The sequence below is a fragment of the Aquitalea magnusonii genome (assembly GCF_002217795.2).
Lineage (GTDB): Bacteria > Pseudomonadota > Gammaproteobacteria > Burkholderiales > Chromobacteriaceae > Aquitalea > Aquitalea magnusonii_B.
Genome location: NZ_AP018823.1, coordinates 414,447 through 440,691, shown reverse-complemented (window position 1 = coordinate 440,691; position 26,245 = coordinate 414,447). Strand labels below are relative to the sequence as shown.

The 26,245-nt window shown below is 54.0% G+C and carries 20 protein-coding genes and 2 tRNA genes; 9 read left to right on the top strand and 13 right to left on the bottom strand.

Features of this window, described 5'->3' with window-relative positions:
* Positions 1-44 precede the first annotated feature (44 nt).
* Entirely contained in the window at positions 45-818 is a 774-nt protein-coding gene (yaaA, locus tag DLM_RS02135; RefSeq protein ID WP_089085002.1) for a peroxide stress protein YaaA, read from the top strand.
* A 12-nt stretch (positions 819-830) separates the two neighbouring features.
* Here the strand turns inward: yaaA and DLM_RS02130 are convergent, their stop codons facing one another.
* The 6 genes from DLM_RS02130 to DLM_RS02105 form a co-directional block, all read right to left on the bottom strand.
* A complete protein-coding gene (locus DLM_RS02130; RefSeq protein WP_089085003.1) occupies positions 831-1,820 on the bottom strand; it encodes a 2-hydroxyacid dehydrogenase in 990 nt (329 codons plus the stop codon).
* A gap of 171 nt (positions 1,821-1,991) precedes the next feature.
* Positions 1,992-2,068, bottom strand: a tRNA-Met gene (locus DLM_RS02125).
* 406 nt (positions 2,069-2,474) lie between these two features.
* On the bottom strand, positions 2,475-3,089 hold the full coding sequence (locus DLM_RS02120; protein WP_089085004.1) for a VC0807 family protein: 615 nt from the start codon (positions 3,087-3,089) through the stop codon (positions 2,475-2,477).
* Between the two features lie 146 nt (positions 3,090-3,235).
* On the bottom strand, positions 3,236-3,421 hold the full coding sequence (locus DLM_RS02115; protein WP_045845657.1) for a hypothetical protein: 186 nt from the start codon (positions 3,419-3,421) through the stop codon (positions 3,236-3,238).
* Between the two features lie 222 nt (positions 3,422-3,643).
* On the bottom strand, positions 3,644-5,704 hold the full coding sequence (gene metG, locus DLM_RS02110) for a methionine--tRNA ligase (RefSeq protein ID WP_089085005.1): 2,061 nt from the start codon (positions 5,702-5,704) through the stop codon (positions 3,644-3,646).
* Between the two features lie 145 nt (positions 5,705-5,849).
* Positions 5,850-7,109, bottom strand: a complete 1,260-nt coding sequence (locus tag DLM_RS02105) for an MFS transporter (RefSeq protein WP_089085006.1) — start codon at positions 7,107-7,109, stop codon at positions 5,850-5,852.
* Positions 7,110-7,474: 365 nt separating this feature from the next.
* Here DLM_RS02105 and apbC point away from each other — a divergent pair, with 365 nt between their 5' ends.
* Genes apbC through DLM_RS02085 form a run of 4 tightly spaced genes read left to right on the top strand, consistent with a single transcriptional unit; the run spans position 7,475 to position 10,081 of the window.
* Complete coding sequence (gene apbC, locus DLM_RS02100) at positions 7,475-8,566, top strand: iron-sulfur cluster carrier protein ApbC (RefSeq protein ID WP_231960161.1); 1,092 nt, start codon at positions 7,475-7,477, stop codon at positions 8,564-8,566.
* A 10-nt stretch (positions 8,567-8,576) separates the two neighbouring features.
* The gene (gene murI / locus DLM_RS02095; RefSeq protein WP_089085008.1) at positions 8,577-9,356 is read left to right on the top strand and encodes a glutamate racemase; all 780 of its coding nucleotides are present in this window, start codon (positions 8,577-8,579) and stop codon (positions 9,354-9,356) included.
* Positions 9,357-9,359: 3 nt separating this feature from the next.
* The gene (locus tag DLM_RS02090; RefSeq protein ID WP_089085009.1) at positions 9,360-9,812 is read left to right on the top strand and encodes a ribonuclease domain-containing protein; all 453 of its coding nucleotides are present in this window, start codon (positions 9,360-9,362) and stop codon (positions 9,810-9,812) included.
* On the top strand, positions 9,803-10,081 hold the full coding sequence (locus DLM_RS02085) for a barstar family protein (protein ID WP_089085010.1): 279 nt from the start codon (positions 9,803-9,805) through the stop codon (positions 10,079-10,081). The genes DLM_RS02090 and DLM_RS02085 overlap by 10 nt, the downstream gene beginning before the upstream one ends.
* 406 nt (positions 10,082-10,487) lie before the next feature.
* On the opposite strand, the gene DLM_RS02080 is transcribed toward DLM_RS02085, so the two are convergent.
* Complete coding sequence (locus DLM_RS02080) at positions 10,488-11,438, bottom strand: GMP reductase (protein ID WP_089085011.1); 951 nt, start codon at positions 11,436-11,438, stop codon at positions 10,488-10,490.
* 182 nt (positions 11,439-11,620) lie between these two features.
* Positions 11,621-12,271, bottom strand: a complete 651-nt coding sequence (locus DLM_RS02075; RefSeq protein ID WP_197715487.1) for a ParA family protein — start codon at positions 12,269-12,271, stop codon at positions 11,621-11,623.
* 104 nt (positions 12,272-12,375) lie between these two features.
* On the opposite strand from DLM_RS02075, the gene DLM_RS02070 reads away from it, so the two are divergent.
* Entirely contained in the window at positions 12,376-13,050 is a 675-nt protein-coding gene (locus DLM_RS02070) for an HAD family hydrolase (protein WP_089085013.1), read from the top strand.
* Positions 13,051-13,143: 93 nt separating this feature from the next.
* Here the strand turns inward: DLM_RS02070 and DLM_RS02065 are convergent, their stop codons facing one another.
* Entirely contained in the window at positions 13,144-14,295 is a 1,152-nt protein-coding gene (locus DLM_RS02065; protein WP_197715486.1) for a pyridoxal phosphate-dependent aminotransferase, read from the bottom strand.
* A 197-nt stretch (positions 14,296-14,492) separates the two neighbouring features.
* Here DLM_RS02065 and DLM_RS02060 point away from each other — a divergent pair.
* From DLM_RS02060 to DLM_RS22900, 3 genes are all read left to right on the top strand, one after another.
* A tRNA-Ser gene (locus DLM_RS02060) sits at positions 14,493-14,582 on the top strand.
* Positions 14,583-14,731: 149 nt separating this feature from the next.
* The gene (locus DLM_RS02055) at positions 14,732-16,483 is read left to right on the top strand and encodes a site-specific integrase (RefSeq protein ID WP_089085015.1); all 1,752 of its coding nucleotides are present in this window, start codon (positions 14,732-14,734) and stop codon (positions 16,481-16,483) included.
* Between the two features lie 153 nt (positions 16,484-16,636).
* Positions 16,637-17,794, top strand: a complete 1,158-nt coding sequence (locus DLM_RS22900) for a HEPN domain-containing protein (protein ID WP_145985750.1) — start codon at positions 16,637-16,639, stop codon at positions 17,792-17,794.
* 186 nt (positions 17,795-17,980) lie between these two features.
* On the opposite strand, the gene DLM_RS02050 is transcribed toward DLM_RS22900, so the two are convergent.
* The 4 genes from DLM_RS02050 to rdrA all read right to left on the bottom strand — a co-directional run bounded on the left by DLM_RS02050 (position 17,981) and on the right by rdrA (position 26,085).
* Positions 17,981-18,712 carry a hypothetical protein gene (locus tag DLM_RS02050; RefSeq protein ID WP_231959998.1) on the bottom strand — a complete coding sequence of 244 codons (732 nt, stop codon included), beginning with the start codon at positions 18,710-18,712 and terminating at the stop codon, positions 17,981-17,983.
* 1,237 nt (positions 18,713-19,949) lie between these two features.
* Complete coding sequence (locus DLM_RS02045; RefSeq protein WP_145985749.1) at positions 19,950-20,684, bottom strand: hypothetical protein; 735 nt, start codon at positions 20,682-20,684, stop codon at positions 19,950-19,952.
* A gap of 5 nt (positions 20,685-20,689) precedes the next feature.
* On the bottom strand, positions 20,690-23,389 hold the full coding sequence (rdrB, locus tag DLM_RS02040) for an antiviral RADAR system adenosine deaminase RdrB (protein WP_089085018.1): 2,700 nt from the start codon (positions 23,387-23,389) through the stop codon (positions 20,690-20,692).
* Complete coding sequence (gene rdrA / locus DLM_RS02035) at positions 23,389-26,085, bottom strand: antiviral RADAR system adenosine triphosphatase RdrA (RefSeq protein WP_089085019.1); 2,697 nt, start codon at positions 26,083-26,085, stop codon at positions 23,389-23,391. Before rdrA ends, rdrB begins: the two co-directional genes overlap by 1 nt.
* Positions 26,086-26,245 lie beyond the last annotated feature (160 nt).

Here is a 26,245-nt window from a genome sequence, read left to right as displayed (position 1 = left end):
TCTCCGCTACAATCCCACCTTACTTCGCTGCAAGGATTTGCCTCATGTTGATGGTACTCTCGCCAGCCAAAACGCTGGACTACACCACGCCACCACACACCACGCGCTACAGTCAGCCAGATTTTCTGGCCGACAGTCAGCAACTGATCACGGTATTGCGCGAAAAAAGCCCGGCGGATATTGCCCGCCTGATGAGCATCAGCGATGCGCTGGCCACACTGAATGTAGGCCGCTATCACGACTGGACTCCCGACTTTACACCTGACAATGCCAAGCAAGCCGTACTGGCCTTTATGGGGGATGTTTACGAGGGACTGGATGCCGCCAGCCTGAACGAAGCCCAGTTGGAGTATCTGCAAAACCATCTGCGCATTCTATCCGGCCTGTATGGCCTGCTGCGGCCACTGGACCTGATGCAACCCTACCGCCTGGAGATGGGAACCAAACTGGCCAATCCGGGCGGTGCCAACCTGTATGCTTTCTGGGGCCAGCGCATTACCAATGCACTGAACACGCTGCTGGATGGGTCGGACAAGCCGGTGCTGGTGAATCTGGCATCCGATGAATACTTCAAATCGGTCAAGACGGACAAACTGCATGGCCGCCTGATCACCCCGGTATTCCAGGACTTCAAGAACGGCCAGTACAAGATCATCAGCTTTTATGCCAAACAAGCGCGCGGACTGATGGCACGCTGGGCAGCCCTACATGCGGTAGACACGCCAGAAGCGCTGCAGGACTTCAAGCTCGCGGGCTATCAATTCGACAGCAGCGAATCGGACACACAGCGCTGGGTGTTCCGGCGCAGGCAGGACTGAGCGCCAGCCAGCTCAAACCTTGTTATCGAGCTGACTGCCCCGCTCGAAAGCCGTCGCATTCGCCAGTGTGGTTTCGGCGATATTGTCCAGCGCCTCACGTGTCAGAAATCCCTGATGTGCTGTCACCAGCACATTGGGGAAGGTGAGCAGGCGGGCCAGTTGATCATCTTGCAGACCAACTTCGGAGTGGTTCTCAAAAAACACGCCCTCCTCCATCTCATACACATCCAGCCCCACGCCCGCCAGGCGTCCATCCTTCAACGCGGCAATCAGCGCTGCGGTTTCAATCAGTCCGCCGCGGCTGGTATTGATCAGCACTGCGCCGGGCTTCATGCCGGCCAGTGAGGTGGTATTGATCATGTGTTGTGTCTCTGCCGTCAGTGGCAAATGCAGGCTGACCACATCACACTCGGCCAGCAAGCGCGGCAGCGAAACATATTCAAAGCCCAGCTTCTCATCCAGCCCGGCCTGCGGGTACACATCAAATGCCAGCACCCGCATGCCAAAGCCCTTGGCAATGGCAATCGTGGCCTGGCCAATGCGCCCGGTGCCGACCACGCCAATGGTCTTGCGGTACAAATCAAAGCCCACCAGCCCGTCCAGCGAGAAATCCATTTCACGCACCCGGACATAGGATTTGTGAATACGCCGCACCACGGCCAGCAACAGCGCAAACGCATGCTCAGCCACAGCATGGGGTGAATAAGCGGGAACGCGCGTCACCGTGATGCCATGCTGACGACATGCCGCCAGATCCACCCCATTGAAACCGGCACAGCGCAAGGTAATGAGGCGCACGCCACGCGCAGCCAGACTGGCAATCACTTCGGCATCCAGCCTGTCATTGACAAAAGGGCAGACCGCATCCACACCGTGTACCAGCTCCAGCGTGTCACGGTTCAAGCGGGGCTCGAAATAGCTCAGTTGATGACCGAACTGCTGATTGGCACCATCCAGGCTTTGGCGGTCGTAATTTTTGGTATCGAAAACAGCAATGCGCATGGTGGTTATGCCTGAAAGTGGGAGAACTTTCAGTATAACGCGGACCGCACGCCACCCCGGAAGCAGGCTGCCTTGATGGAAGGCCGACAGGCATGGCCAGGAGCAATGAAAAAGCCCCGGCAAGCATTGCTTGTCGGGGCTTTTTCTACCATGCAGCACGCTGCAGGGAATTGGTTGCGGGAGCAGGATTCGAACCTACGACCTTCGGGTTATGAGCCCGACGAGCTACCAGACTGCTCCATCCCGCGTCAGTGTTCTGTCGCTGTCTTCTGCGTCTTTGCTTCAGAAGAGGAGTGCATAGTACAAGTTGCCGCATGTGCTGTCAACAATTTCTTAAAATTTTTTTAATATGACAGCCGACTCATTTGTAAAACTTATTAACATTTGCCCGGATGCCTGACACATCTCCTCAATATCCCTGGCCTAAAGTACGTATTGTGTTACCGCCAGTCACTTCTGCCCCATGAGTGACTAGCAGCCTGCCACACATCCCGTCGTCTTCCCCGTAGGCGAACGTGCAGCAGACAGGTAGCCAGTGCAGTTTGAATCGTTCTGCGCCCACTCAGGTGATGTGCAGCGCGTATTCTCCTAAGTGTTCATCACGGAAATTCAAGGCCGCCTCCCCGGGCGGCCTCTTTTTTTGTGCTTGCTCCATCATGCCGGTGCAGCCTGTGCGCGCAACAGCAGACGCCCGCGCCAGGTCAACAGCAGCATGACGCCCATCAGGCCATAGCTGACCAAGGGCGACAACAACAGAAAACGCTCCACCGGCATGCTAGAGACCATCACGGCACGCAAGGCGGTTTCCAGTGTCAGGCCACACCCCCACAGCAGCGTCATCAGCCGGATGCCGCGACGAAAGCCCGCCTCCTGCCAACGCTGTTCAAAACGGCGTAGTCCCTCATCCGACTCGCGCGCCACCGTGGCGCGCGCCAGGTAGAACACCAGCGGCTTGCCACCCAGCAAGGACAGCAGAAAAGCCACGCCAAACAGTCCGGACAGCAAGGACTCCCGCATCAGCAGAACACGCGGACTGCCGCCCAGCAACATGGCCAGCAAGGACAGCAGGATGCCGGCCAGTACCAGCAGGCTGAGCGCATCAACACGACGAAAACGCAGTAACTCGATGCCACTCCACAACAAGGGCGGCATGGTGGATGCAATCAGCGCACCGACCTCCCCCCATTGCGGCAAGGCCCAGCGGTAACACAACCAGGGCAACAGAAAATTGGCAATCAGCTCGGGCAGCAGTGGGCGCAAACGGGACATGGTCGGGCAAATTGATCAAAAGGCAATGATAAGGCAGAAGCGGCGGCGGCAACATGCAAGGCTTGCGGCCTGCCAGAATACAAAACCCCGCCAGCGGCGGGGTGGGTTGAATTGTTTTGACCCGATGGAGTCGGGTCCTTGCCGAATCAGGCGGCGGCGTGAATAAAGCCGTTGGCCGGATAAAAGGCAGAAGCCAGACCAAGTACGGACTGGAAGGTGACTTCGAACATCTTGCCTACCTGGCGGATACTGACCACGGTGTAGTGGACGATGTCGCCACTGTCTTTATGCTCAAGTACGGTGTAACCCGGTTTCAGTTGAGAGATTTGCATTTTTATATTTCCTTGTTTTTTTTATCATTGCGACAAAATTTTAGTTTGATCTAAAGGTTTAACACGTTATTGACAAATAAGCCAACAATATAGTTCCACATCGTTATGAGGAATCACTCTAACAGTCCGAAATGACAGGTTCGTGACGTTTTTCTGGCACAGCAAAGAAAAAAGCCCTGCCACATCAAGGGCAGGGCTGTATGGGGGCGAAACGCAGTCCGCTTAACCGATACGCATGCCGGGTGCCGCGCCCTGATCCACATCCAGCAGGAACAAGCCGGAATTGTCGTCGGCACCGGAGGCGCAGACGATCATGCCTTGCGACACGCCAAAGCGCATCTTGCGCTCGGCCAGATTGGCCACCACCACCACATTGCGGCCCACCAGCTTTTCCGGCTCCTGATAGGCGGAGCGGATGCCGGAGAAGATGTTGCGCTGTTCAAAGCCCAGGTCCACGGTGAACTGCAGCAGCTTGTCCGAACCTTCAACAAAGTTGCAGGCCAGTACCTTGCCGATACGCAGGTCTACCTTGGCAAAGTCGTCGATCTTGATGGTATCGGCCAGCGGCTCGTAAGCAGCGGCAGCCGGGGCGTTGCTGGTGGCTTGCATATTCTGTTTGTTTGCTTCGATCAGTTTGTCGATCAGCGCCGGGTCGATGCGCTGCATCAGGTGCTGATAGGTGTTGATGGTGTTGCCCAACAGCAGGCTGTCGGCATCGGACCAGGCCAGCGGGGCCACGCCGAGGAAGGCTTCCACGCCTTCGGCCAGCTTGGGCAGTACCGGCTTGAGGTAGATGGTGAGCAGGCGGAAGGCGTTGATCAGCACGGTGCAGACTTCCTGCAGACGCGCATCCTGCCCTTCCTGCTTGGCCAGCTCCCACGGCTTGTTGGCGTCGACATAGGCATTTACCTCGTCGGCCAGCGCCATCACGTCGCGCAGTGCCTTGGCGTATTCGCGGGCTTCAAACGCGGCAGCCAGTTCCGGCGCAGCCGCTTGCAGCTTGTGCAGGATGGCGGTGTCCGCCACGCTGTCGGCCAGCTTGCCGCCAAAGCGCTTGCTGATGAAACCGGCAGAGCGGCTGGCGATGTTGACGTACTTGCCCACCAGGTCGGAATTCACCCGTGCCACGAAGTCATTGAGGTTGAGGTCGATGTCTTCGATACGGCCATTGAGCTTGGCGGCCATGTAGTAGCGCATCCACTCCGGGTTCAGGCCGCAGTCCAGATAGCTCTTGGCCTGGATGAAGGTGCCGCGCGACTTGGACATTTTCTGCCCGTCCACGGTGAGGAAGCCGTGGGCAAACACGCCGGTGGGCGCGCGCAAGCCGGAGTAATGCAGCATGGCCGGCCAGAACAGTGCGTGGAAGTACAGGATGTCCTTGCCGATGAAGTGATACATCTCGGCGTCCGAATCCGGTTTGAACCAGGCGTCAAAATCGATGCCCTTGCTGTCGCACAGGTGCTTGAAGCTGGCCATGTAACCAATCGGCGCATCCAGCCACACATAGAAGTACTTGCCCGGCGCATCCGGAATCTCAAAACCGAAATACGGTGCATCACGGCTGATGTCCCAGTCCTGCAGGCCGCCTTCGATCCACTCGTTCATCTTGTTGAGCGACTCGGGCTGCAGGTGCGGCTGGCTCTCGCCATCGGCACGGGTGCTACTGCCGCTGGTCCAGCCCTTGAGGAAGTCGGCACACTCGCCCAGGCGGAAGAAGTAGTGCTCGGAGGTTTTCAGTACCGGCTTGGCACCGGACACCGCCGAGTACGGGTTTTTCAGTTCGGTCGGGTTGTAAGTAGCACCGCACACTTCACAGTTGTCACCATACTGGTCCTTGGCGGCGCACTTGGGGCATTCGCCCTTGACGAAGCGGTCCGGCAGGAACATCTGTTTTTCCGGATCGAACAATTGCTCGATGGTGCGGCTGGAAATCTTGTCATCCGCCCGCAGGGCCTTGTACACCTGCTCGGCAAATGCCTTGTTTTCCGGACTGTTGGTGCTGTAGTAGTTGTCGTGGCCAATCAGGAAGCCCTGCGAATCGGCCAGGTGCAGTTCGCGTACTGCATCCACCAGCTGGGTCGGGGTGATGCCCTGCTTTTCGGCGGCCAGCATGATGGGGGCGCCGTGGGTGTCGTCCGCGCACACGTAATAGCATTCGTGCCCGCGCATTTTCTGGAAACGCACCCAGACGTCGGTCTGGATCTGTTCCAGCATGTGGCCCAGATGCAGCCCCGCGTTGGCGTAAGGCAGTGCACTGGTTACCAGAATCTTGCGTTTGCTCATTGTGGGTGTTCCTGATGGTAAGCGATCTCAAGCCGTCGATTATAGAGCCGTATCGCCTTACCGGTCACGGCACTGTTCGGCAAAAACCCGGTGGATGGACGACAAAAGCCATCACACCGGGTGCCTGGAGAGAGAAAATCGTGGTTCAGCTGTTCTGGCCCTGCAACTCCAGCGGCAGGTAATCAGCCGGTGCGGCGCGCTCGGCCATGGCCTGCGGCACGGTACGGCGCGCCAGCAGCACGAACAACACGGCAGTCAGTACCGAGCAAGCAGCAAAGCCGGCAATGCCGCCAGCCATGTAGGCTAGACGGAACAGCTCGATGCCCAGCGCATAACCCGCCATCGATAGCATGCTCATGGCGGCCGATACCGTGCCCTTGGCCACTGGCGAGGACATCAGGGCAAAGCGGTACAGCACGCCAAAGCTCAGTCCTTCGCCAAAACTCATCAGGCTCATGCCGGCCACCATCAGCCACACCGGTTCGGCGGTAAACAGCACCCCGCAGAGCATCAAGAGCAGGCCGCCAACAATCGGCCCCATGCCGACAAAGACCGAACGCCCCAGCGGCCAGCGTTCCGCCAGCAACACCAGCGCAAAATTGCCGCCGATCAAACCACCAAACACCGGCAGTTGCATCAGGCCGTATTGCAGGGTGCTCATGCCCAGGTCCTGCACCAGCAAGACCGGCGAGAGGGCAATCCAGCCCATCAGCGGCAGTGCCAGCAGCGGAATGCACAGCGCAGACAGCACAAAGCGCGACTGTTTGAGCAAGCGCAGGTAATCCGCCCCCATCTGCGCCAAGGGCTGGCGGTTTTGCCCCGGCACCACGGTTTCCGGCATTTTCCACACCAGCCCCAGCAGGGCCAGGCCGGCCATGAGCGCAATCAGCAGGAAGCAACTACGCCAGGGGGCGATTTCCACCAGCGCGGCACCGGCCAGCGGCCCCACCAGCGGCGCAATCAACGCCACATTGGCCATCAATGCAGTCACCTTGACTGCCGCGGTTTCCTCAAACGCCTCTTGCACGGCGGCATAGCCCACCGCATTGATAAAGCACAGCCCCATGCCCTGCACCACACGCAGGGCAATGAAGCCTTCGATGGAATGGACCAGATAAGTGGCCAGGCAGGACAGCATGAAAAAGCCGACGCCGAACAACAGTACCGGGCGACGGCCGATGCGGTCGGACAAGGGGCCGGTCAGCCAGGGCAGCAAGGCACCGCCAACCAGAAAGGCCGTCATGGAGGTGGGAACCCAGCTACTGCCCACCATGAACTCACGGGTGACTTGCAACATGGCGGGCTGCACCATGTCGTTGGCAATGTAAACAGCGAACTCGAACAGGACCAGTGCCAGCGGAAACAGCAAATTGGCCGCACTGAGGGAAACATGTTTGGACTGCAAGACAACAACCTTTCTTGACAACAAAGAACGCAGCCACGGCCTGACAGGACCGAGCCCGGGCTTGCGGCAGCTTTTGAGAACAGCCGCGCCAGCGCGAAAAAAGCCGTAAATTCTACATAGATCAAGTGCTTGCGGCAAATTATTTCAAGATGAAGCGATTATTGCAGCAACAACTTGCCCAGGGCCAAGCCCATAGCCAGCGCCAGCAGGCGGGAGTAACATGCCCTCTTCCGGGAGGGACAACACAGCTGTCCCAAAAACATAGTAAAATTGTCGGGTATTCACCCACTTCCATCGCCCCCATGCTCTCCAAACTGACCAAGCTGTTCGGCAACAAGCCGGACGCAGATAGCGCAGCCGATACCATGACCCTGACCGACGCCCAAGTGCTGGAGGCCGTTGCCGGCCTGACCGACAGCAATACCGGTAAAACCTATGCTGCCGCCAAGGCAGTGAAGAAGATCCAGATCAGCGCGGATCAACTGGCGCTGGAGGTGGTACTCGCCTACCCGGCAGCCAGCCAGTTTGCGCTGATTCGCAGCCAGTTTGAAAGCGCGCTGCAAGCCATTGCAGCAGGCCGTACCCTGCAGGTGACGGTACGCAGCCAGATCACCAGCCACGCCGCCCAGCGCGGCGTTCCCCTGTTGCCTGGCGTGAAAAACGTGATTGCGGTGGCATCCGGCAAGGGCGGTGTGGGCAAATCCACCACCGCCGTCAACCTTGCCCTGGCCTTGCAAGCCGAAGGCGCACGCGTTGGCATTCTGGATGCTGACATCTATGGCCCCTCGCAACCGCTGATGCTGGGCCTGCAAGGCCAGCGTCCGGAAACACCTGATGGCAAAAGCCTGCAACCCATCATCAATTACGGCATCCAGACCATGTCCATCGGCTATCTGGTAGATGCCGATCAGGCCATGGTGTGGCGCGGCCCCATGGTGAGCCAGGCACTGCAACAACTGCTGAATGACACCCGCTGGGACAATCTGGATTATCTGGTCATCGACATGCCGCCGGGTACCGGTGACATCCAGCTCACCCTGTCGCAAAAAGTGCCGGTGACGGGGGCCTTGATTGTCACCACGCCGCAAGACATTGCCCTGCTGGATGCCCGCAAGGGTGTCACCATGTTCCAGAAAGTGGGCGTACCCATTCTGGGCATGGTGGAAAACATGGCCATCCATATTTGCAGCAACTGCGGTCATGCCGAACACATCTTCGGCGAAGGCGGTGCAGCGCGCATGGCGGCCGACTTTGGCGTGGAGGTGTTGGGCTCGCTGCCGCTGGACATGGGGATCCGCCTGGCGGTAGACCAGGGCAAACCCACCGTCGCCGCCGATCCGGATGGCGGCGTGGCTGCCTTGTACAAGGACATTGCCCGCAAGCTGGCGGTGAAGGTGGGCGAAAAAGCCCAGGACTTCTCCGGCAAGTTCCCCAAGATCGTCATCCAGAACAACTGATTGCTGCCGTATGATCGCTATGCACGACTCCGGCCTGGGCGGGCTGTCCATCTGGCGCGCGGTGCGCGCCGCCCTACCCGACTGGCCGATTACCTATCTGGCCGACCAGGCCTACTGCCCCTACGGTCCACGCAGTCGGCAGCAGATCATCGACCGCAGTCTGGCCATCGGCCATTACCTGATGAGCCAGGGTGCCACCATTCTGGTGGTGGCCTGCAATACCGCCACCACCGCCGCCATCAGTGCCTTGCGGCGTGAACTGCCCATTCCCATCGTGGGGGTGGAGCCCGCCATCAAGCCGGCCGCCGCCGCCAGCCGTACCGGTCGCATCGCGGTACTGGCCACCCAGGCCACCCTGGCCAGCGAACGGGTTCAGACCCTGCTGGACACCCATGCCAACGGAGTGGAAGTCCTGCGCCGCCCCGGTCATGGCTGGGTTGAGCAGGTAGAGGCGGGCGAACTGGATAGCACGCTCACCCGTCAGCTTGTTGCCGATGTGGTGCTACCGCTGTTGACGCAAAACATCGACCATATCGCCCTGGGCTGCACCCACTATCCATTTTTGGCACCGGTGATCCGCGAACTGACCGGCGAGCAGATTGCGCTGTACGACCCGGCCGAGGCCATTGCCCGGCGCGTGGTGTCGCAACTGCAGCAGCATGGCAGTGACTGTCAGGCTGATGCCAGCTACCGCTTCATCACCACCGCAGCGGACACCCTGCCCATGGCCAGCATGCTGCCATTGCTGATCGGTGACAGGTATGCTGTCGAATCCCTGATGCTGGAGTAAATCATGTCGCTACGCTGCATTATCCAAGGGGTGCTGCTGGCCACCCTGCTTGTTCCTGCCGCCCAGGCCCTGCCGCTGTGCAGCACAGTCGCCGCCAGCATCAATCAGCAGACTGGCAATAAACTGGACACTGCAGAACTGGGCGGGGTGCTGCAATCGCTGACCCATAGCGGCCAGTTGCCTGACAAATTCATCAGCAAGCGCCAGGCGCAGGCGGCCGGCTGGCAGCCCGGTCGCAAGCTATGGAGCGTTCCGGGCCTGCAAGGCAAATCGATAGGTGGCGACCGCTTCGGCAATTACGAGCAGCAACTGCCCAAGGGGCAATGGCAGGAGGCAGACTTGAACTATAAAGGAGGGAAGCGCGGTGCCTACCGGCTGGTATTCTCCCGCACAGGTCAGCGCTTTGTCTCTGTCGACCATTACCAGCGTTTTATCGAGGTGCCTGCATGCCAGTAACCGTTTGCCAGTTGCAACACATCACTTCGCTCGAACAGTTTTACGACGAAATCACTTACCAGTTGCACCTGCCCGCCCACTTTGGCCGCAATCTGGATGCACTGTACGACACGCTCAGCAGCGATGTGCGTGGCCCGTATGAGATTGTGTGGCGCAATACTGAGCAATCGCGTCACATGCTGGGTGCCGACCTGTACGCCACCTTGCTGGAAATCCTGCAATCCGTGGCCGAAGAGCGTGGCGACGTCACGCTGGACATTCATCATTAAAATCCGGCGCAGCCAAACAGCCGGCCACAGCATGCAAGCACAAGCAGTACCTTAACTGTTGGCTGTTGACGGTTCTGCTCTGGCTGGGACGCGGCCAACATCGCCTGGCCTGCATCGCGGCGGCTTGCCAGCGCCGCGGACTCAAGCACCTGCCTTATGACAAGCTAGCCATGCCGTTTGCGGTGGTGAGCAGGCGTACGCCTGCGGAGGTGGCCAAAGCAATGTCATGTATATCAGGCACCCAGCCCTGCGCCGGATGACGCAAGGCCCTTGCGCGACATACCTGCAGCTCATTGAGCAAACAGGAAACATGACCGACATATTCCCTGCCAAGCCTCAGCGCTTGCATGCGCCGCCACGCCCACACCACACCGGCGTAATCAGGCTGCGCCAGATACCAACAGCCTTAGCGGTATACCTGGATCATCTCCACGGTTTTCAGCGCAGATAGATCGCGGCCACCGGCATAGCTCACCGAGGACTGCAGATCTTCCTTCAGTTCGCGCAGCAGCTTGCCGATGCTGCCCTTGTATTCCACCAGGATCTTCTTGCCTTCCACATTGACATAGGCGCCCTTGTTGAACTGCGAGGCACTGCCAAAGTATTCCTTGTAATGCTTGCCGTTGATTTCAACAATCTCGCCCGCCGACTCGTCATACCCGGCAAACAAGGAACCCGCCATGATCATGCTGGCACCGCAAGCCAAGGCCTTGGCCATGTCACCGTGCTCCACGATGCCACCATCGGCAATGACCGGCACGCTGACGGCTGTTGCACAGTCACGCACGGTGGAAACCATCGGGCGATGAAAACCGGTCTTGTTCTTGGTAATGCACACCCGGCCACCAGCAATGCCAGCCTTGATGGCATCGCAGCCCCAGCTTTCCAGGTCGCGCGCGGCCTCTGCCGTGGCAATATTGCCGCCAATCAGAAAACTGCCAGGAAAGGCATCCTTGATGTGCTTGATCATGCGCTCGGCCTTGACGCACCAGGCATTGGCCACGTCCAGGGTAATGTACTCTGGCGTCAGACCGGCAGCCTTCAGCTCGGCCAATTGCTGCAGGGTATCTTCGTTAACGCCGACACTGATGGAGGCGAACAGGCCCTCTTCCTGCATGGCGGCGGTAAAGCGGCAAGCATCCACATTGAAGCGGTGCATGGTGTAGAACCAGCCCAGGCGGGCAAATGCGGCACAGGTTTCTTCATCCACCACCGACTTCATATTGGACGGATAGATGGGCATGTCGAAACGGCGGGGCCCGAATTGCACCGAGGTATCGCATTCCTTGCGGCTGTCGACAATGGTTTTTCTGGGGACGAGATACACGTCGCCATAGTTCAGTTCGGTAGTCATCATGCAAGTATTCCCTTCAGGCGGTAGATGATAAAAATGCAGGGGCCCCAATAAAAAGCGGGAGCCACATGGGCTCCCGCTTACGGATTCTCCTGCGCCGCCGTCGTTTGGCTCGCACGCAATTACCGGACGAATCTACGCTCACACTATCTTCACGTCAAGCATTTATTTCTTCATGTGAAGATTTATTTATCAAACCAGCACGCCTCATCCGGTTCACCCAGCCAGCGCAGGATGGGCTGCCAGGCATCCCTATCCTTCTGGGTGCGCGATGCGGGCAGATCAAACAGCGTCATGCCCGATGCCGCGGCCTGCACGTATAACTGGGTGTCTCGCAGCCAACTGAGCACCGGCACATCATGATCGGCCAGAAAACGTTCCAGCTCTCGGGCCGAACGGGTACGCGGATCAACCCGCATCCCCACCACGGCCATGAACACCTTGTTTTTGCGCACAGCCTTTTCCGCCAGCAACTGCTCAAAAAACTCACCACTGGCCCACATATCAAAAGGAGATGGCTGAATGGGGATGATAATGCGTTCCACCCGAGACACCAGCGTCGCCATCTTCTTGCCATGCAGGCCAGCACCGCTATCCAGAATCACCACCTCGGTTCCCTTGGGCGGCTTGGCAGCCTCCCCGGCAGCCACTTCCCAGCCCTGAATGCGCGGCAGGCTGGTAGAACGCTGCTGCAGCCAGCGTAGTGACGATTGCTGGCGATCCACGTCGCCCAGCATGACGTTGCGACCGGAACTGGCAAAGTAACCGGCCAGATTGGTGGCTAGAGTGGACTTGCCACTCCCGCCCTTGGGATTCGCTACCAGCACAGACTGCACAAGGACTCCTGATTGCTTGGTGATCAGGCCACTATACCAGAGTCATTACCCTTGCAGGCAGCCGCCTGCCGCATTAGGCTGACACCCTGGAGGAAAGCAAAGCAATGAAACCAAGCATGCAAGCCATTCTGTTTGATATGGATGGACTGATGATCGACACCGAGAGCATCAGCGGTCAATCCTGGCTGCGCGCCGCCGCCGAGGTGGGTGTGGAGATTCCCGAAGCGGTGATCCTGGGCATGGTAGGCCTGTCGGTCACCAAGAGCCTGGACTATGTGGCCGCGCATTTTCAGGACCGCACCCTGGCAGAAACCCTCAGCCAGCACTGCCGCCGCCATTACCGAGAACTGCTGACCCATGGGGAACTCAAGCTCAAGCCTGGCATCATCGAGGTGCTCGATTGGGTGGAAAGCCGCGCCCTTCCCCACGCCGTGGCTACCTCTACCCAACGCCAGATGTGTGATCTCAAGCTGCGGCGCAGCGGGCTGGGACCGTATTTCCAGCACACGGTTGCCGGCGACGAAGTGGCCAATACCAAGCCGGCACCGGACGTCTATCTGGCAGCCGCCGCACGGCTCAACATCCAGCCGGCAAACTGTATTGTGCTGGAAGACTCGCTCACCGGCATGCAGGCCGGCCTCGCAGCCGGCATGCGGGTGATCCTGGTTCCCGATATGGAGAAACCGGAGGCACACCAGACCAGTGATGCACTGGCTGTCTGCGATGATCTGCACCAAGCGCTTCAACTGCTCAAAACGCTGTCACACCCCGCCAAATAAGGGGCTGCAACAAAACCAGATACCCGGCGCGCGCCTGCTTGGTCAACACCGGCAGGCATCCTTCCAGCCGCCTGATTGATTCCCGCCAACCAACTACACCATCCCGCCAATGCGCCGTACCGCTTCGGCCAAACGTTCGCTATCCGTGGTGTAGGCCACCCGGACATGTTGTGCCGCACAGAACTGGCCAAAATCCGCACCGGGGGTGATCGCAACATTCACCTCCTCCAGCAGACGCGCACAATAAGCAAAACTGTCGTCCGTTACCGCGCTGACATCGGCATACAGATAAAACGCCCCTTCCGGCTGTACCGGCAGCTTCCAGCCCAGTTGCGGCAAGGCCTGCAGCAGATAGTCGCGGCGGCGGCCAAACTCGGCGCGGCGCTGTTCCAGCTCGGCAATCACCGGCGGCTGGAAAGCCGCCAAAGCCGCATATTGCGCCATGGCCGGCGGGCACAGAAACAGGTTCTGCGCCAGGCGCAATGCCGGTTCGACATAATCATCCGGCACCACCAGCCAACCCAGCCGCCAGCCCGTCATCTGGAAATACTTGGAGAAGCTGTTGATCACAAATACATCCGGGTCCACCGCCAGCGCAGTGGCCGCATCACAGCCATAAGTCAGGCCATGATAGATTTCGTCCACAATCAGGCTGCCGCCATGGCGCTTGCAACTGGCACTCAGCGCCGCCAGCTCCGCGGCACTCAACAGCGTGCCGGTCGGGTTGGCGGGGCTGGCCACCATGGCTGCCACCGTTCGCTCGGACCAGGCAGCATCCACACCATCGGCCAGCAACTGATAGCGAGTCTCTGGCCCCACCGGCAGGCAAACCGGCTCACCCCCCAACAGGCTGACAAAATGCCGGTTACAGGGATAGGTGGGGTCGGCCATCAACACCTGATCATCCTGATTCACCAGCAAGGACAAGGCAATCTGCAAAGCACCCGAGGCCCCCGGCGTCACGATGATGCGGCGCGCATCCACCGCCACGCCATAGCGCTGCTGATAAAAGCCGGCAATCGCCTCACGCAATTGCGGCAGCCCCTGGGCCGCGGTATAGAAGGTGTGGCCATCGGCCAAGGCCTGCCGCCCGGCCTCGACAATGGCCTTTGGCGTGGCAAAATCCGGCTCGCCCACTTCCAGATGAATCACATCACGGCCTTCTGCCTGCAAGGCACGCGCCCGCTCCAGAATGGCCATCACCTGAAACGGTGCCACGCCATCCATTCTGCTTGATAGTTTCACTGCCATCCCCTGTGCTGCAGCCTGCTTTCTCGGCAGCTGCCTGATAAGCCGCTGAGTGTAGCAAGCCCACTGCAAGCCCACCACCAAGAGGTCCGAGCGGCATCCGCCGGGGCCACTACCCGCCACCGGCACAGCCCTTTCATGCAGATACTATTGACAGGAAGCACCTCCACCAATAAACTGCGCATCTCTGAGTCGGAGAGGTGGCAGAGTGGTCGAATGTACCTGACTCGAAATCAGGCGTACGTGCGAGCGTACCGAGGGTTCGAATCCCTCCCTCTCCGCCAGACCCATCTAAAGTGTTGTTTTTACAGTAAATTCAGGTTCTGCAAGGCTTTTTTGCCCCTGAGTTCTACACAACACTCCTACACATTGGCGGTAATGAGTTCAGTTTTCTTCCTGGTTCCCTATACTCTGGATCGGAACTACATGAACCATGCCAATGTTACCTACCGGCCTGCAACGCCACCCCCAATCCGGCACCTACTATCTTCGTCGTCGCATCCCGACTGACATTCTTGTTTGCTATCCCGGCAAAAAAGAAATCACGTTTTCGCTACGCACCAAAGACTACCGCACTGCTGTCGCGCGCCATCGCGCCGAAGAAGCCCGTCTGACCTCTGAGTGGGAGGAAAAACGACAGCGGCAGGCGGAGCGTTACGCACGTACGCAACTCGCCGCCATCACTCACATCGACGCACTCACCCCCGAAGCCATCGACGCCATCTGCCTGCATGCAGAGTCGGCCAGCCTGGCTGGGGATGAAGCACGCCGCGAAAACGGCCACTACACGCTGGACGAAATTGAGGAATACCAGACCGGCTACACCGAGGCCAATCGCATTCTCAAGGGTGCAGTAGCCATTGGTGACTACGAGCTACTGCGTGGCCCACTGGAACAATTCCTGCGGCTGTACCGCTACCAGCTCAAAGCCACCGAGCCGGAAATGCGCCGCTTGGCACTGGCCTATGGCCGCATGGCCATCCGCACCAACGAAAAGCTGCTCAGTCGCTATGACGGCAAGGAAGTGCCGACGCCAGTCATGGCTCAGCGGCTGGAAACGCCGATGCTGTCGGAGGTGACCCAAAGCTATCTGGCCTACTATCAGAAGCTGGACAAGGTGGCGATGCTGCGCAAGGTCACGGCGGTGATGCCGCTGCTGGTGGATATCATCGGTGACAAGCCCATCGGCCTGCTCAAGCAAACCGACCTTGAGGCCTACTTCGAAGCGGTGCAAACCCTGCCCCCACGCTGGAAAGACATCTGCCGTCAGGAAAAACTGCGCCCACTGGAACTGGCCAAACAGCAACGCGGCGAGATGAGCAAAGGGACCTTCGACGGCACCTACCTTGCAGTCATGACCCCATTTATCAAATACTGCCGCCGTAAGTGGCAGGACCATGGCTGGCCGATGACACTCACCACCGAAGGCGTGCAATACCTCGGCTCTCGCCGTGACCCCGAAGGCGGGCAACGCGCTTTTGAGTCCTCTGAGCTGAAGCGCCTGTTTGAAGGCCCGGAAATGGCACGCTTTGCCCGACGGCCAGCCATGGCACATAAATACTGGCTACCCCATCTGGGCCTGTTCACCGGCGCACGGGTCAATGAGCTGTGCCAACTGAATCCACAAGTCGATATCACGCAGGATGCCCAGACTGGTACCTGGTATATGGACATTACCGACGAATCCGAAGGCGATGCCCGCATCGACAAGTCAGTGAAAACGGGCGGCTCGAAGCGCAAGCTGCCCATCCATCCCAAACTGATTGAGCTGGGTTTCCTCGACTATGTGGCAGCAGCCAAGAAACGTGGCGACACTTTGCTGTTCCAAGCCTTCCCGACCGCCGCTGGCCGTGCCTCGCCCAAGGCAATGAAGTGGTTCACCGAATTCCTGCAGGAAATCGGCCTGCGCGACGAAACCCCGAATGCCCGCATTGTCGGCATGCATGCTTTCCGCTCCACCTTCCTGCACCGGGCGATGGTGCTGGGCGTGGTGAGCGCGGAAACCATCACCGGCCATGCCAGCAATATCACCAGCATTGAGACCATTCAGAACGGGCAGGTGAATCAGGAAGCGTCAGCAGTGGTGAAGAAATACCGGGGTGAACTGCCGGTCGACAAGAAGCTGGAAATCCTGTCGCGCATCACCTTCCCGGAGGTGGAGTTCATTCGGGCGGACAAGCCGTAGAGATGAACCAGTGAAGATACTGCTTTTCCCATACATCAAGTGCCCTAGCCTGACCTAACAACGAACGGATGCTAGATGTCTGCCAAGAACGAAATTCGACTGACCTACTAACATCTATTTCTTCTCTTGGAAATGATATGATGAACATTCCTGATGAATATCATTTACCATACAAATATTCGCTTAGATGGCTTAAAAATGAACAAAAACAGCTCTGAAAAATTAATATTCATATGCAATCGCACACTTTCAAACTGCGATGTTTATTTTAGAAAAAACAAAAACATCCTAATCCCAAAAAATGAGGATGTAGCCATACTATCAACATTCATTTCCGGCGATTTATTACCAGAACACAAGAGAAGAGTTATAGAGGATGAAATTCATCACTTAATAACAGACGATATAAAGTCAGAACTAACCAACACCGAAGATAGCAACAAAAGAAAATTATCTGAAATTGAAATTATTTCACTAGCAAAGGCATTGCACTCAAGAATTACCAGCTATCCCAATAAATATAAAATCACCGTTCCGATTTGCACTGCAAAAAATATTGCATTTAAAAATACAGTAAAAATTTCAAACAATATTGAATTCCACCCAAGCAAAGACACGAACGGAGAAGACACATCAAACATTTCATTTATCTACACAGGGGCGATAGGAGGTTATGACTTTTCGGAAGTAGAGGATTACATCGGGACTTGCATATACATACTGAGAATGCTAGGAATTCTAAGAGCAAATTTTAGTAATTTGCGATACATGTTCGAAAAAAGAAATGACGAATATACAATACAAAATATCACCTGCAATAGAATTATTGCGAATTTAATTCAACCAGCACACCTATTCCACTTCCATCACAATTTAAACTTAAATAATTCATCAATAAATAAAGAAAATGAATTATTGCTAACAAAATACTTTAGCATAAATGAAACTCATGCAACTCAAATCAATAATTCAATAAAATGGCAAATCGAAGCCAATAGCAACTTAAATTCTTTCGGCATAATTCAAACGTCAATTGCACTAGAAACACTGTTCACACGCCCAGAAGATAATGAAAACAACGCCACCTCAATCAAGAGAATTCTAGCAAGCAGATGCGCCTACTCGGCAAAAAACAAAACCGAGAGGGACCGCGTATATCATAACATTCTAAGCCTATACGATTTACGTAATAAAATTGTACATGGCAAGAAAGTAAAATTAAACAAGGAAGACATTATGACTCTTAGAATTGCTCGCGACATTCTAAAAGGCGTAACAGAAAATGAAATTCGCGCACTGTGCAATAGCTAAAATATAGATCAATTGCAATTCAAAAATCACCACGAAAATGTTCATTGTTTTCCATGAAAATCTAGGGAGTAAACCTGCAACTTGGAATTCAATCTTGTACGGATAGCAGTATGACTACCACCATCAAGTCAATGAGTACTATATTCTGATTATATGGACCATCCTATAAAACGTCAGCTTTTCAGGCTATCCCACTATAAGCCGCTCCCCATGACTTATCTTTTGCACAAAGAACAGATGCGGCAGCGGGCCATCATATCTACGCTGTAGCGCAGCCTGACATAGCGCCCATGACTGGGCTCGTACGCCATGGAAACCAGGCTGTCTGGCGATGCGCTCCAGCGTTTCCGTTATCGCGGCTGTGTTTTTCCGGTTCGCCTGCATAGCAATCAGGGCATGCAGTTCTTCCATTTCCTGTTTTGACCGTCGCCATGTCCACACAGCCCTGCCTCGGCTGGGTTGGCGTACCAGTTCATACCCAAGCCATTTGAAGTGCGGCTTATTTCCGACATCCCGCAAGGTTTCCTGCTCGAGGCCTTCCCCATCTGTTGCCAGCAGTAGCCACTCCACTTTTTCTGCAGCCAAAGGCCAGTACATGACCAACACGGCATTGGCCAGCCCTTTCCCCTTACGCGTCAGTCGCTGAGCTGACGAGCAGCCAATCCCGTACAAAGCATGAAATTTCCTCGCCAAGGCTTCTGCTTTGCTCGGGGCAACCGTGCCATACATGTAGCGGTGATAGCCTTTCGGAACACTGTCCACGATGCGGACCAGTGCTGCGGTTTTGTTGCGAGCGATGGGTGTTGAAGCAGACATACAGGTTTTCTCATTCAGTTGGTGATGCTCTGTATAGCGAAGAAAAAGTACGTCCTTGCAATGTGATTCGGTAGCTGCGACTTGCACGTAATGATGTTCCAAGATTTTCAGAGCATTTCGCTATACACCATCAGGAACGATGTGTTTTCAGGGCAGGCAGCCAGGTGAGAGTCTGGTCGGCTCGCATGCACGGTGTTCTGCGTTTTGCCCCTTTATGCTGATGAGGAGGCAAAACGCAGGACGCCAACCTGCAAACACACACATGTCGAAAGACACGCGAAAAGCTGCCAACTTTTCGTACACCGCCTTAGCTGCATGCCGGGTAACGCTGGCTGGTGCGGCTGAAACGGGCGCTAGTGGCAGACATGCCATGTTCGACCCGATCCTCCTTCGAGGTTGGGCGACACGGAAACGGGAGCTGCGGTAACGCAGACCAACCCTGCTGATATGTGAACCGGTGAAAATCCGGGCTTTGGGACGTTTGGAAATGAACGGCGTGACAAAGACTGCGCGTGTAGGCTGCTGATGCGTCAGAAATGGCGTAGGTGTACCGGGGTAAAAATAAGCAGAAGATATCAACTTCTGTCCTGGGTACATGGCACCTTCGTAATGGAAGGGTCGCTGGATAGCTTAAGCATGTAAATAGGGGTGAGAGTCCCCTTTATCGCAGTAAGAAACCTTGGGTACGCCCTGTATGGGGTGATTCATTGATGACGAGTGATGGCGGGTAAGTTGCGGCTATGGAACATCGCGCGACAGAAACCGGGCAACCGGGTAAGCGTATGCGATGCCTTCACTCTGAAATGACGTATTCCTAAATCGTGGTTTCGACACAATCAGCTAACGTGGGAATCTCTGACGGCCATTTGACCGGGCTGGCACTCGGAACGGTACAAGAGAGGGAGCGGCGGAGAGTAGAGTTTGAGCAAATCTCGAGACCTAATCAGTCAAGGGAGGCGTGAACCGGGCAACCGGTACTCGAAAACTGCCAGCGGTGGAAAAATGTGTGCACCCCTACGGGGGAAGGGCTTGGCGGCCCATTGCAGTGATGTGCCGTGTTCTCCGCTTGGCGGCGGGGGGCACGACAACTGGTCTTGGCGGATCAGTGAGCGGGATAAGGTAATGTTTCTTAGGAAATTGTTCTCTCTCAAGACCGGGCATCATGCTCGATGCCCGGTCTATCTTGACTATTCGTGCTTGCCACTCAGTTCATAGCAGACACTATGGACTTAAGGCGGCATACACCATCTTACGCTAGTGTCCACTGAGAGCGAGAAAGAGCATACATCTGTGCTTTTACATCAAACTCTTAAATCGAATTTCAAGAGTTCCAATATTATCATGCTTTTCCCAACCGTTTTTCCAACTGACCAAGAAGATAAAAGGAATCCCCAACAGTGTCGTTGTACTTGGTTAGTTGTAACTCTTCAAAAAATTTTCCGCACTCTCGAATGTGTTCCTCCCGAAGAGTCACGCCCATCTTACTAAAAGATTTATACATAATGGCCATATTTTTTGCTCGGTTGCTGAACAATAGATATCTTTCATTGCTTCTGGTATAGCCCAGAGTTCTATCTATCACAGTGGCCAACAACGTCACCGTACCATATAAAACCAAGCCGGCAATAATAGAATGCTCATAGACCAGCAAACACTTAAATGTAATCAAAATCGACAATCCAAGTAGGAGTGAAAAAAACTCCTCGCACCATTTGCTTTTACCATTAAGAATCATCAAAACAAAGCGAAGAAATAACAATCCACAAAAACTAAAAAACTGTGTAACAATAAAATCCTTCACATCCAAAATCCACTCACTTACAGACTCCATTCCAATTTCATTAGAAAATGAAGTCAGCAAACACAATGCAAAGAAAATTAAGCCTGCACTAGCATACAATGGAATTCTGCGAAATATATAACGCATCACCCTAGTTTCCCCAGCCTTTTTCTCCAACGATTTTTCAGTCTTATGCATTAATTTTGTCAAATCATCAATATTGGAAATTGAATCTTCGTCAAATAGATTTTTTTTATCTGTATTTATTTTATTCAATTTATCCTGCATATTCATCTTTCTCATTTCGTATCAAATACAGTCAGATGGTTTTGGTAAAATTGCTCGATACCATAGCGCCTTAATCTTTCCAACCATTCTTCCGCCACTGTCCTGGCTATACCCAAATCTGTAGCAGCCTCTCGTAGTAGCGAAAATTCCGTTCGCAAAGTTGTTGGCATAATTCCAGGATCATCAGTATTTACCAAAACTTTGACCGGACCGCGGCGCAAGCCATAGCGATTGTAACTCGCCCCAACAGCAAGTACCGACTCATCTGGTGGATTCCAGCGGAATATCGGATGTTCGCTATGTTTTTCCAACCGGGCTATATAGACATTTGATGTCGGATTGGTTTCAATAATCAGCCCCATCTGGTCATACTTGTCGAGCAAATAATCCTGTAGAGCAAGCATGAAGTCCAACTCTGGGGCGGAATCTATATCATCGATAATTTCCTTTCGTTCGACAGGCAGACCAAGCAGTGCCTGACAGTCCCATTCGCAGCCGCTCCTTACAACGACTAACGGTAGCTTGCTACCCGCAACCAGATGCTGATGTCGATTGTGATAAAGACTTGCAGCCACATCTTCCTGATTACTCAATACAGCGGCATCAGGCAACGCGCATTTTTCCCTCGCGCTCCTAGGCAGATCTCCATGCAGTTTTTTCCAATGAAAATGACAGTTGCGACGTAAGAGCCATGCATCAAAGAGCTCAGATGGCGATACCATTTTCGGTTTGGGCATAGACCGATAATCAAAGCAACGTTCTTTCTGACACATATCTATCTCTGGCGGCTCGTACCAACGTGTCAAGGGGAAAAGCCGGGCAATACGCCTTTCAATCACCGCCTGAACCTGTTGCGCCAACGGTAAACGACCACTGAGCACAGTAGAGTAATGCCAAAGCCAGACCAAGTTATCCAGATGCTCATCCAGCGGCACAATCATTTCACCCTGCCTTGAAACCCATTGTGCGGGGGTAATACCTAATGCCAATGCGTGCCCTAGCCGATCGCCAGCTCGCATTCCACAAAAACGTACGGTCTCGTCAATATGGCGCATACCAGATAAAGGGTGCGCATAGTCCTCCCCTGCATGAATACTGAAATGAAAGCCACTGCTAGCCTGCTCGCCATCGGGACGTGCAATAAACCCCCGTCGTAACCAGCGCAAGATGGGTGCAAACCATTCGATACGTAGATCGTTTTCATCACCCGCCACATCCAGACCACGAAACCAACGTGCGGGCTGGAAGCGAAAATGCGGATTCATATGTCCACCGAAAAACTCTGGCCGACTCCAGCCGGCATGCCTTGTCAAATTAGTCAGCAGCTCCTCTGCTGTTTTCCAGAGTTCTGGCATGTCAGCACGAGGATCGTCCCTACGAACTTTTTTTACCGACCTAGAAAAATGGCCGCAAAACTGCCAGCGTTCCATCGCCAGCAAATCCTGTTTTTCAATCTTGACGGTATCAATTTCATGCTCACCAAAGATGTATGGTGGCCTGAAACTGAACGACTGGGTTTGCTTAACAATCATCTCAGACAACTTGGCCACGCCGGCAGGCGAGAAAGCACTAGGAAGAGCCTTGATCTCTGCCACATCTCGATTACCCACGAGCAGACGTCTCACATTGTCTTGCAGTACGGAACTTCCTCCTCGCCGCAGCGGATTTTGAAAGTAGCGCTCCACAAAGCGGGTGAGCCCCTGACCATCCATGATCATCCGCCGCCGTACATCATTGAGAGTTTGAATCCAACACAAGATGGCAATACGATACTGTGGTGATGTCTCGGACTGCCGATATAAGCAGCATATATAAAGAAGTAACCACAACCAGCTGCTGGTACAGCCACGAGACATTGCTTGCGCAAACTGTCCACACACCCAATTAGCCGATGCAACTGGAGCAGAAGCATGGCTTGCGGCCAATAAGTGCCAGTCCGGTAAGGCATTATGATCGTCCATCAGATCAGATAGCACTTTGACAATGTCATCCCCGTCCGCTAAGGCTTTCGGGTTATACATGTCTCTACCGACATCTCTCTCACTTGCGTAAGCCAGTAAAAGCTTCAATAGCTTGCGTAAACGTAGAAGCTGCTTGAGCTGGTCAGTTGAGTTGCTATTTAATTTGTCTTGACTATCTTCTTTGAGTAGATAGCCGCTCAAAACAACACTCTCACTAGTAATACCACCCAAATGAACATGGCCTTCAGCAAAAGACAAGACCGGATTGGGTGGTGGTGCAAAGAATGGTGTTTGAGCAGACACCACACGGCATATATCCCCTTGCATTGGTTGCGGGCTTTCCTGTAGCCAACCACTTAAATGCCAAGCAACCAAGAGGGTCGGATCAAGCTCGGCAGCCAGTCGGACATAAGCTTGTACCTCAGTGTCGCGATAGCACACCAAGTCGCCGTTACGCAGCATCAACTGATGGAATAAAACATCTAGCCATGGCAAGTCGGGAGAGAGAAACAAACGAGCATCACACAGTCGGTCCATTAATCTGCGAATGTCGTTCAAGCGATAGCGGCGCGGGTAGCGGGTATCGACAACATTCACCAACTGTTGATAACAGTCATCCTGCAAGAATTGCAATCTGCCCTGATCAATTCTCAGTTGAGGCTGGAGCAATGTACCCCACAAGCGTACTGCCAGCTGTTCACTGCCATAAAAGCATCCACTAGCATGTTCAGTAAGAGTACGGTTTAGCATCAGCTTTGTATATTAGCCAAGGTGTTGTACGCTTTCTTTAGTAAATCCAATTGATTAGCTTTAGGATAGAGGTTGGCCATGGCTTTGATAAGTTGATCACGCTGTTCCACGGCAATCGCACCTAACTCTTCCACCAAACGCTTCTGAGTCAATGTAACGGTAGCCGCAATACCAAATTGTTCACATAACCATTGTTTCGCGGTTTTTCTATCCTTTTTTATACTATCTTTCACTGTCACAGAGGCACTAGCTACACCTTTTTTATTAACTAGTTGTGCTACAGGAATTTCATCCAACCAGATTCGCAGAGGATGATTTGCAAGGTAGTAGCTGGCAGTACGCGAACTTTCACCAAATGCCTTTTTATCTTGGTACGCCTGATGCTCTTGCTCAATCTGGCTAGTAGTTAGTGAAAACGGCAAGATATTCACACGAAAATGGTCATTTTGTTCAAAATTTCGTGGCGAATTCAAATTAACAGTAGCCACCACATCCGGCAAACCAAACAGACCACCTTTTTCAAAACTACCAAATGCTGACCAGGTTGCATAGAACACCATGCCAACCATTTCCAATGCAGTACCAATATTAGTCATACCTGTAGATAATGACTTCGAACTCGCCACTTGGCTGTAAACCTTATTAAACACTTTATAGATGAGCCATGGAGAGAAGCGTACATTATCAAGTTCGTGAACTTCGCGCCATTTTGATATTTCTCGTTGAAACTCTACTAGCTGTGTATTCAGCATATCAAAAACATAATCAGGCCTATTTTCGACATCATCGTCACCTTCGCCAATAACCAATACTTTACTTGGCTTATTCTCTAGTTCAAGTGTCTTGGTTGGTGCCAATGCACTGGTTGAATAAAATGGTGCTTCCTGAACAATACCTTGCAGGGTTGGAAAATGCAACGGACCAACAAGACTGGCAATTAGTAGCTCGAAGATGCGGCCCACATTCAACATCATGCTTTGTTTGGCCTCTGTGTAGTAATTATTATGACTTAGTAATGAAATAAGAAAAGTAGCTTTATGCTGTACACTTTCAGATGCCTGAATACGAGTGCAGTCCTCCCAATACTTCCATTTCATTGAGGAATTTACCCCCACCTCCGCGACAGGATAGGGTAGCAAGGTTTTTCTTGCATCCAGCCTTGAGAGCCAACTCTCAGGCAACTTTCCTTTCAAACGATCTTTCCAATCAGCAAGGTCCGCTTCCTTGTCGAACTGAGCTAAGTTTGCTGCATCGTGCCGTAATGGCTGGAAAAGTGGAGTATCGAAAATACTGGCTTGACGCTCATTGCTCCCAGCCAAACTCTGCCAGTGCTGATATGCCTGTAGCACTAGATAAACCGCTCCAGCCTGTGGCTCGTAACGAAAGTAGTCAATTAATGTCTTTTCCCAGCGTTTAATCTCGTCTTTACCCAGTACACTACTTACGGGTACTTGCTGACCAGCCAGCTCATTAGCCAAAACTCTATAGGCTGGCCCATATTCACGTTTCATCTCTTTACCCAGCTCTTGGTGCCTCAGATGAAATGCCTCGATTACCTCCGGTCTAAGCTTGGGCATCTGCCAAACTCGGCGAACTTGTAAAGGACTTTCAGCCTTTCGCACGGAAAGCGGTAGCTCAGGAATAAGAGCAGAACAACGATTGACTAGCTGGGTCAACGCACGCACAGAAGGAATGGGAACTGCTAAATCACTACCCTCTCGGCCATTGACCGGCCCGGCAAGAAAAATACTGAGCCAAGCATGGAAGTTAGGTAACGAGATGATGCCATTGTCTACCTTACCCAGCGTGATGTTTTGATCCTGTAGGTATTCATGCACTGGCGGCATGTTCAGCCGACGTGGTGGTGGCAATACCTTGCGCTGGTATTCATTGGCCAGATCAAGTGCTATTTCGTATGCCTCGTGCGTCCGATAATTGGAATCCTTGGTCAATCGGCCGTGAAAGTCACGCCAGGTAACCTCACGGTATAGCTCGCGATCGCCACTGACAATGGGCAACACATAAGGTGTTGTCAGATAACGACGAACAATTTCCAAATTCTCGAAAGCACGGTTGAGTGAGGTATCAACATCATCAATCGGCAACACAAGCAGCTTTTTTTCTAGCAAAACTAGTGCAGCCTTGAAAAAGTCTTGCACGCAATCTGCCAGATGCTTATTGCCGAACAGCGCCCGCAGCTTGTCCATGCCGCGCTCTTCCTTTTGCCGCTCTACCGACTCCAAAGCGTGTGCAAGTTTTTCCAATGCTTGATTCAGCCGTTTTCCAGCATCTGGATTGAAACTCTGTGACTGCTTCACCCTCTCATCTGACAGCACTGCAGCCACGATTACATGCAAGAATAACGATTCGTGGTCTTCAAGTAGGGTAGGGTCTACTGGCTCTAGAATATGGATCTGCTTTAGCGCTTCCTTATGTTCATTTTCGAGATATCTTTTCAAATTGACCAGTACCGAGGTCTTGCCGGTGCCACGCTCACCATCAATGGACACCGCATTATGACTTCGCACTTCATTGACTTTGCTTGTGAAATTAAGAGCACTTGTTCTTTGTAAGGCCTCATTGATCAGACGCGCCAAGTCTTGGTACACCGCCAAGGGAAGCAAGGTCTTTACATCAGTGAGGTTTGCAGACTCAGGGGCATCGAGAGGGATATAACGAGCCGTTGGCGTAGACATATAGAACCTTATGCATCTCTAAAATATGAAAGATGACAACATTTTACTTCAATTGCATAAAAGCTAGAAATGCAATGAAGACATATGAAGTGCTATTGATCGGATTACGTGCAAACGGCGTTACATGAGGAAGCTGTCGCTCTTCACATAAATGCCCAGT

Excerpts from the sequence above, each read along its gene's own strand:
- yaaA (WP_089085002.1), top strand. The coding sequence starts at position 45 with ATGTTGATGGTACTCTCGCCAGCCAAAACGCTGGACTACACCACGCCA.
- DLM_RS02130 (WP_089085003.1), bottom strand. The coding sequence starts at position 1,820 with ATGCGCATTGCTGTTTTCGATACCAAAAATTACGACCGCCAAAGCCTG.
- DLM_RS02120 (WP_089085004.1), bottom strand. The coding sequence starts at position 3,089 with ATGTCCCGTTTGCGCCCACTGCTGCCCGAGCTGATTGCCAATTTTCTG.
- DLM_RS02115 (WP_045845657.1), bottom strand. The coding sequence starts at position 3,421 with ATGCAAATCTCTCAACTGAAACCGGGTTACACCGTACTTGAGCATAAA.
- metG (WP_089085005.1), bottom strand. The coding sequence starts at position 5,704 with ATGAGCAAACGCAAGATTCTGGTAACCAGTGCACTGCCTTACGCCAAC.
- apbC (WP_231960161.1), top strand. The coding sequence starts at position 7,475 with ATGACCCTGACCGACGCCCAAGTGCTGGAGGCCGTTGCCGGCCTGACC.
- murI (WP_089085008.1), top strand. The coding sequence starts at position 8,577 with ATGATCGCTATGCACGACTCCGGCCTGGGCGGGCTGTCCATCTGGCGC.
- DLM_RS02090 (WP_089085009.1), top strand. The coding sequence starts at position 9,360 with ATGTCGCTACGCTGCATTATCCAAGGGGTGCTGCTGGCCACCCTGCTT.
- DLM_RS02085 (WP_089085010.1), top strand. The coding sequence starts at position 9,803 with ATGCCAGTAACCGTTTGCCAGTTGCAACACATCACTTCGCTCGAACAG.
- DLM_RS02080 (WP_089085011.1), bottom strand. The coding sequence starts at position 11,438 with ATGATGACTACCGAACTGAACTATGGCGACGTGTATCTCGTCCCCAGA.
- DLM_RS02070 (WP_089085013.1), top strand. The coding sequence starts at position 12,376 with ATGAAACCAAGCATGCAAGCCATTCTGTTTGATATGGATGGACTGATG.
- DLM_RS02055 (WP_089085015.1), top strand. The coding sequence starts at position 14,732 with ATGCCAATGTTACCTACCGGCCTGCAACGCCACCCCCAATCCGGCACC.
- DLM_RS22900 (WP_145985750.1), top strand. The coding sequence starts at position 16,637 with ATGAATATCATTTACCATACAAATATTCGCTTAGATGGCTTAAAAATG.
- DLM_RS02045 (WP_145985749.1), bottom strand. The coding sequence starts at position 20,684 with ATGAATATGCAGGATAAATTGAATAAAATAAATACAGATAAAAAAAAT.
- rdrB (WP_089085018.1), bottom strand. The coding sequence starts at position 23,389 with ATGCTAAACCGTACTCTTACTGAACATGCTAGTGGATGCTTTTATGGC.
- rdrA (WP_089085019.1), bottom strand. The coding sequence starts at position 26,085 with ATGTCTACGCCAACGGCTCGTTATATCCCTCTCGATGCCCCTGAGTCT.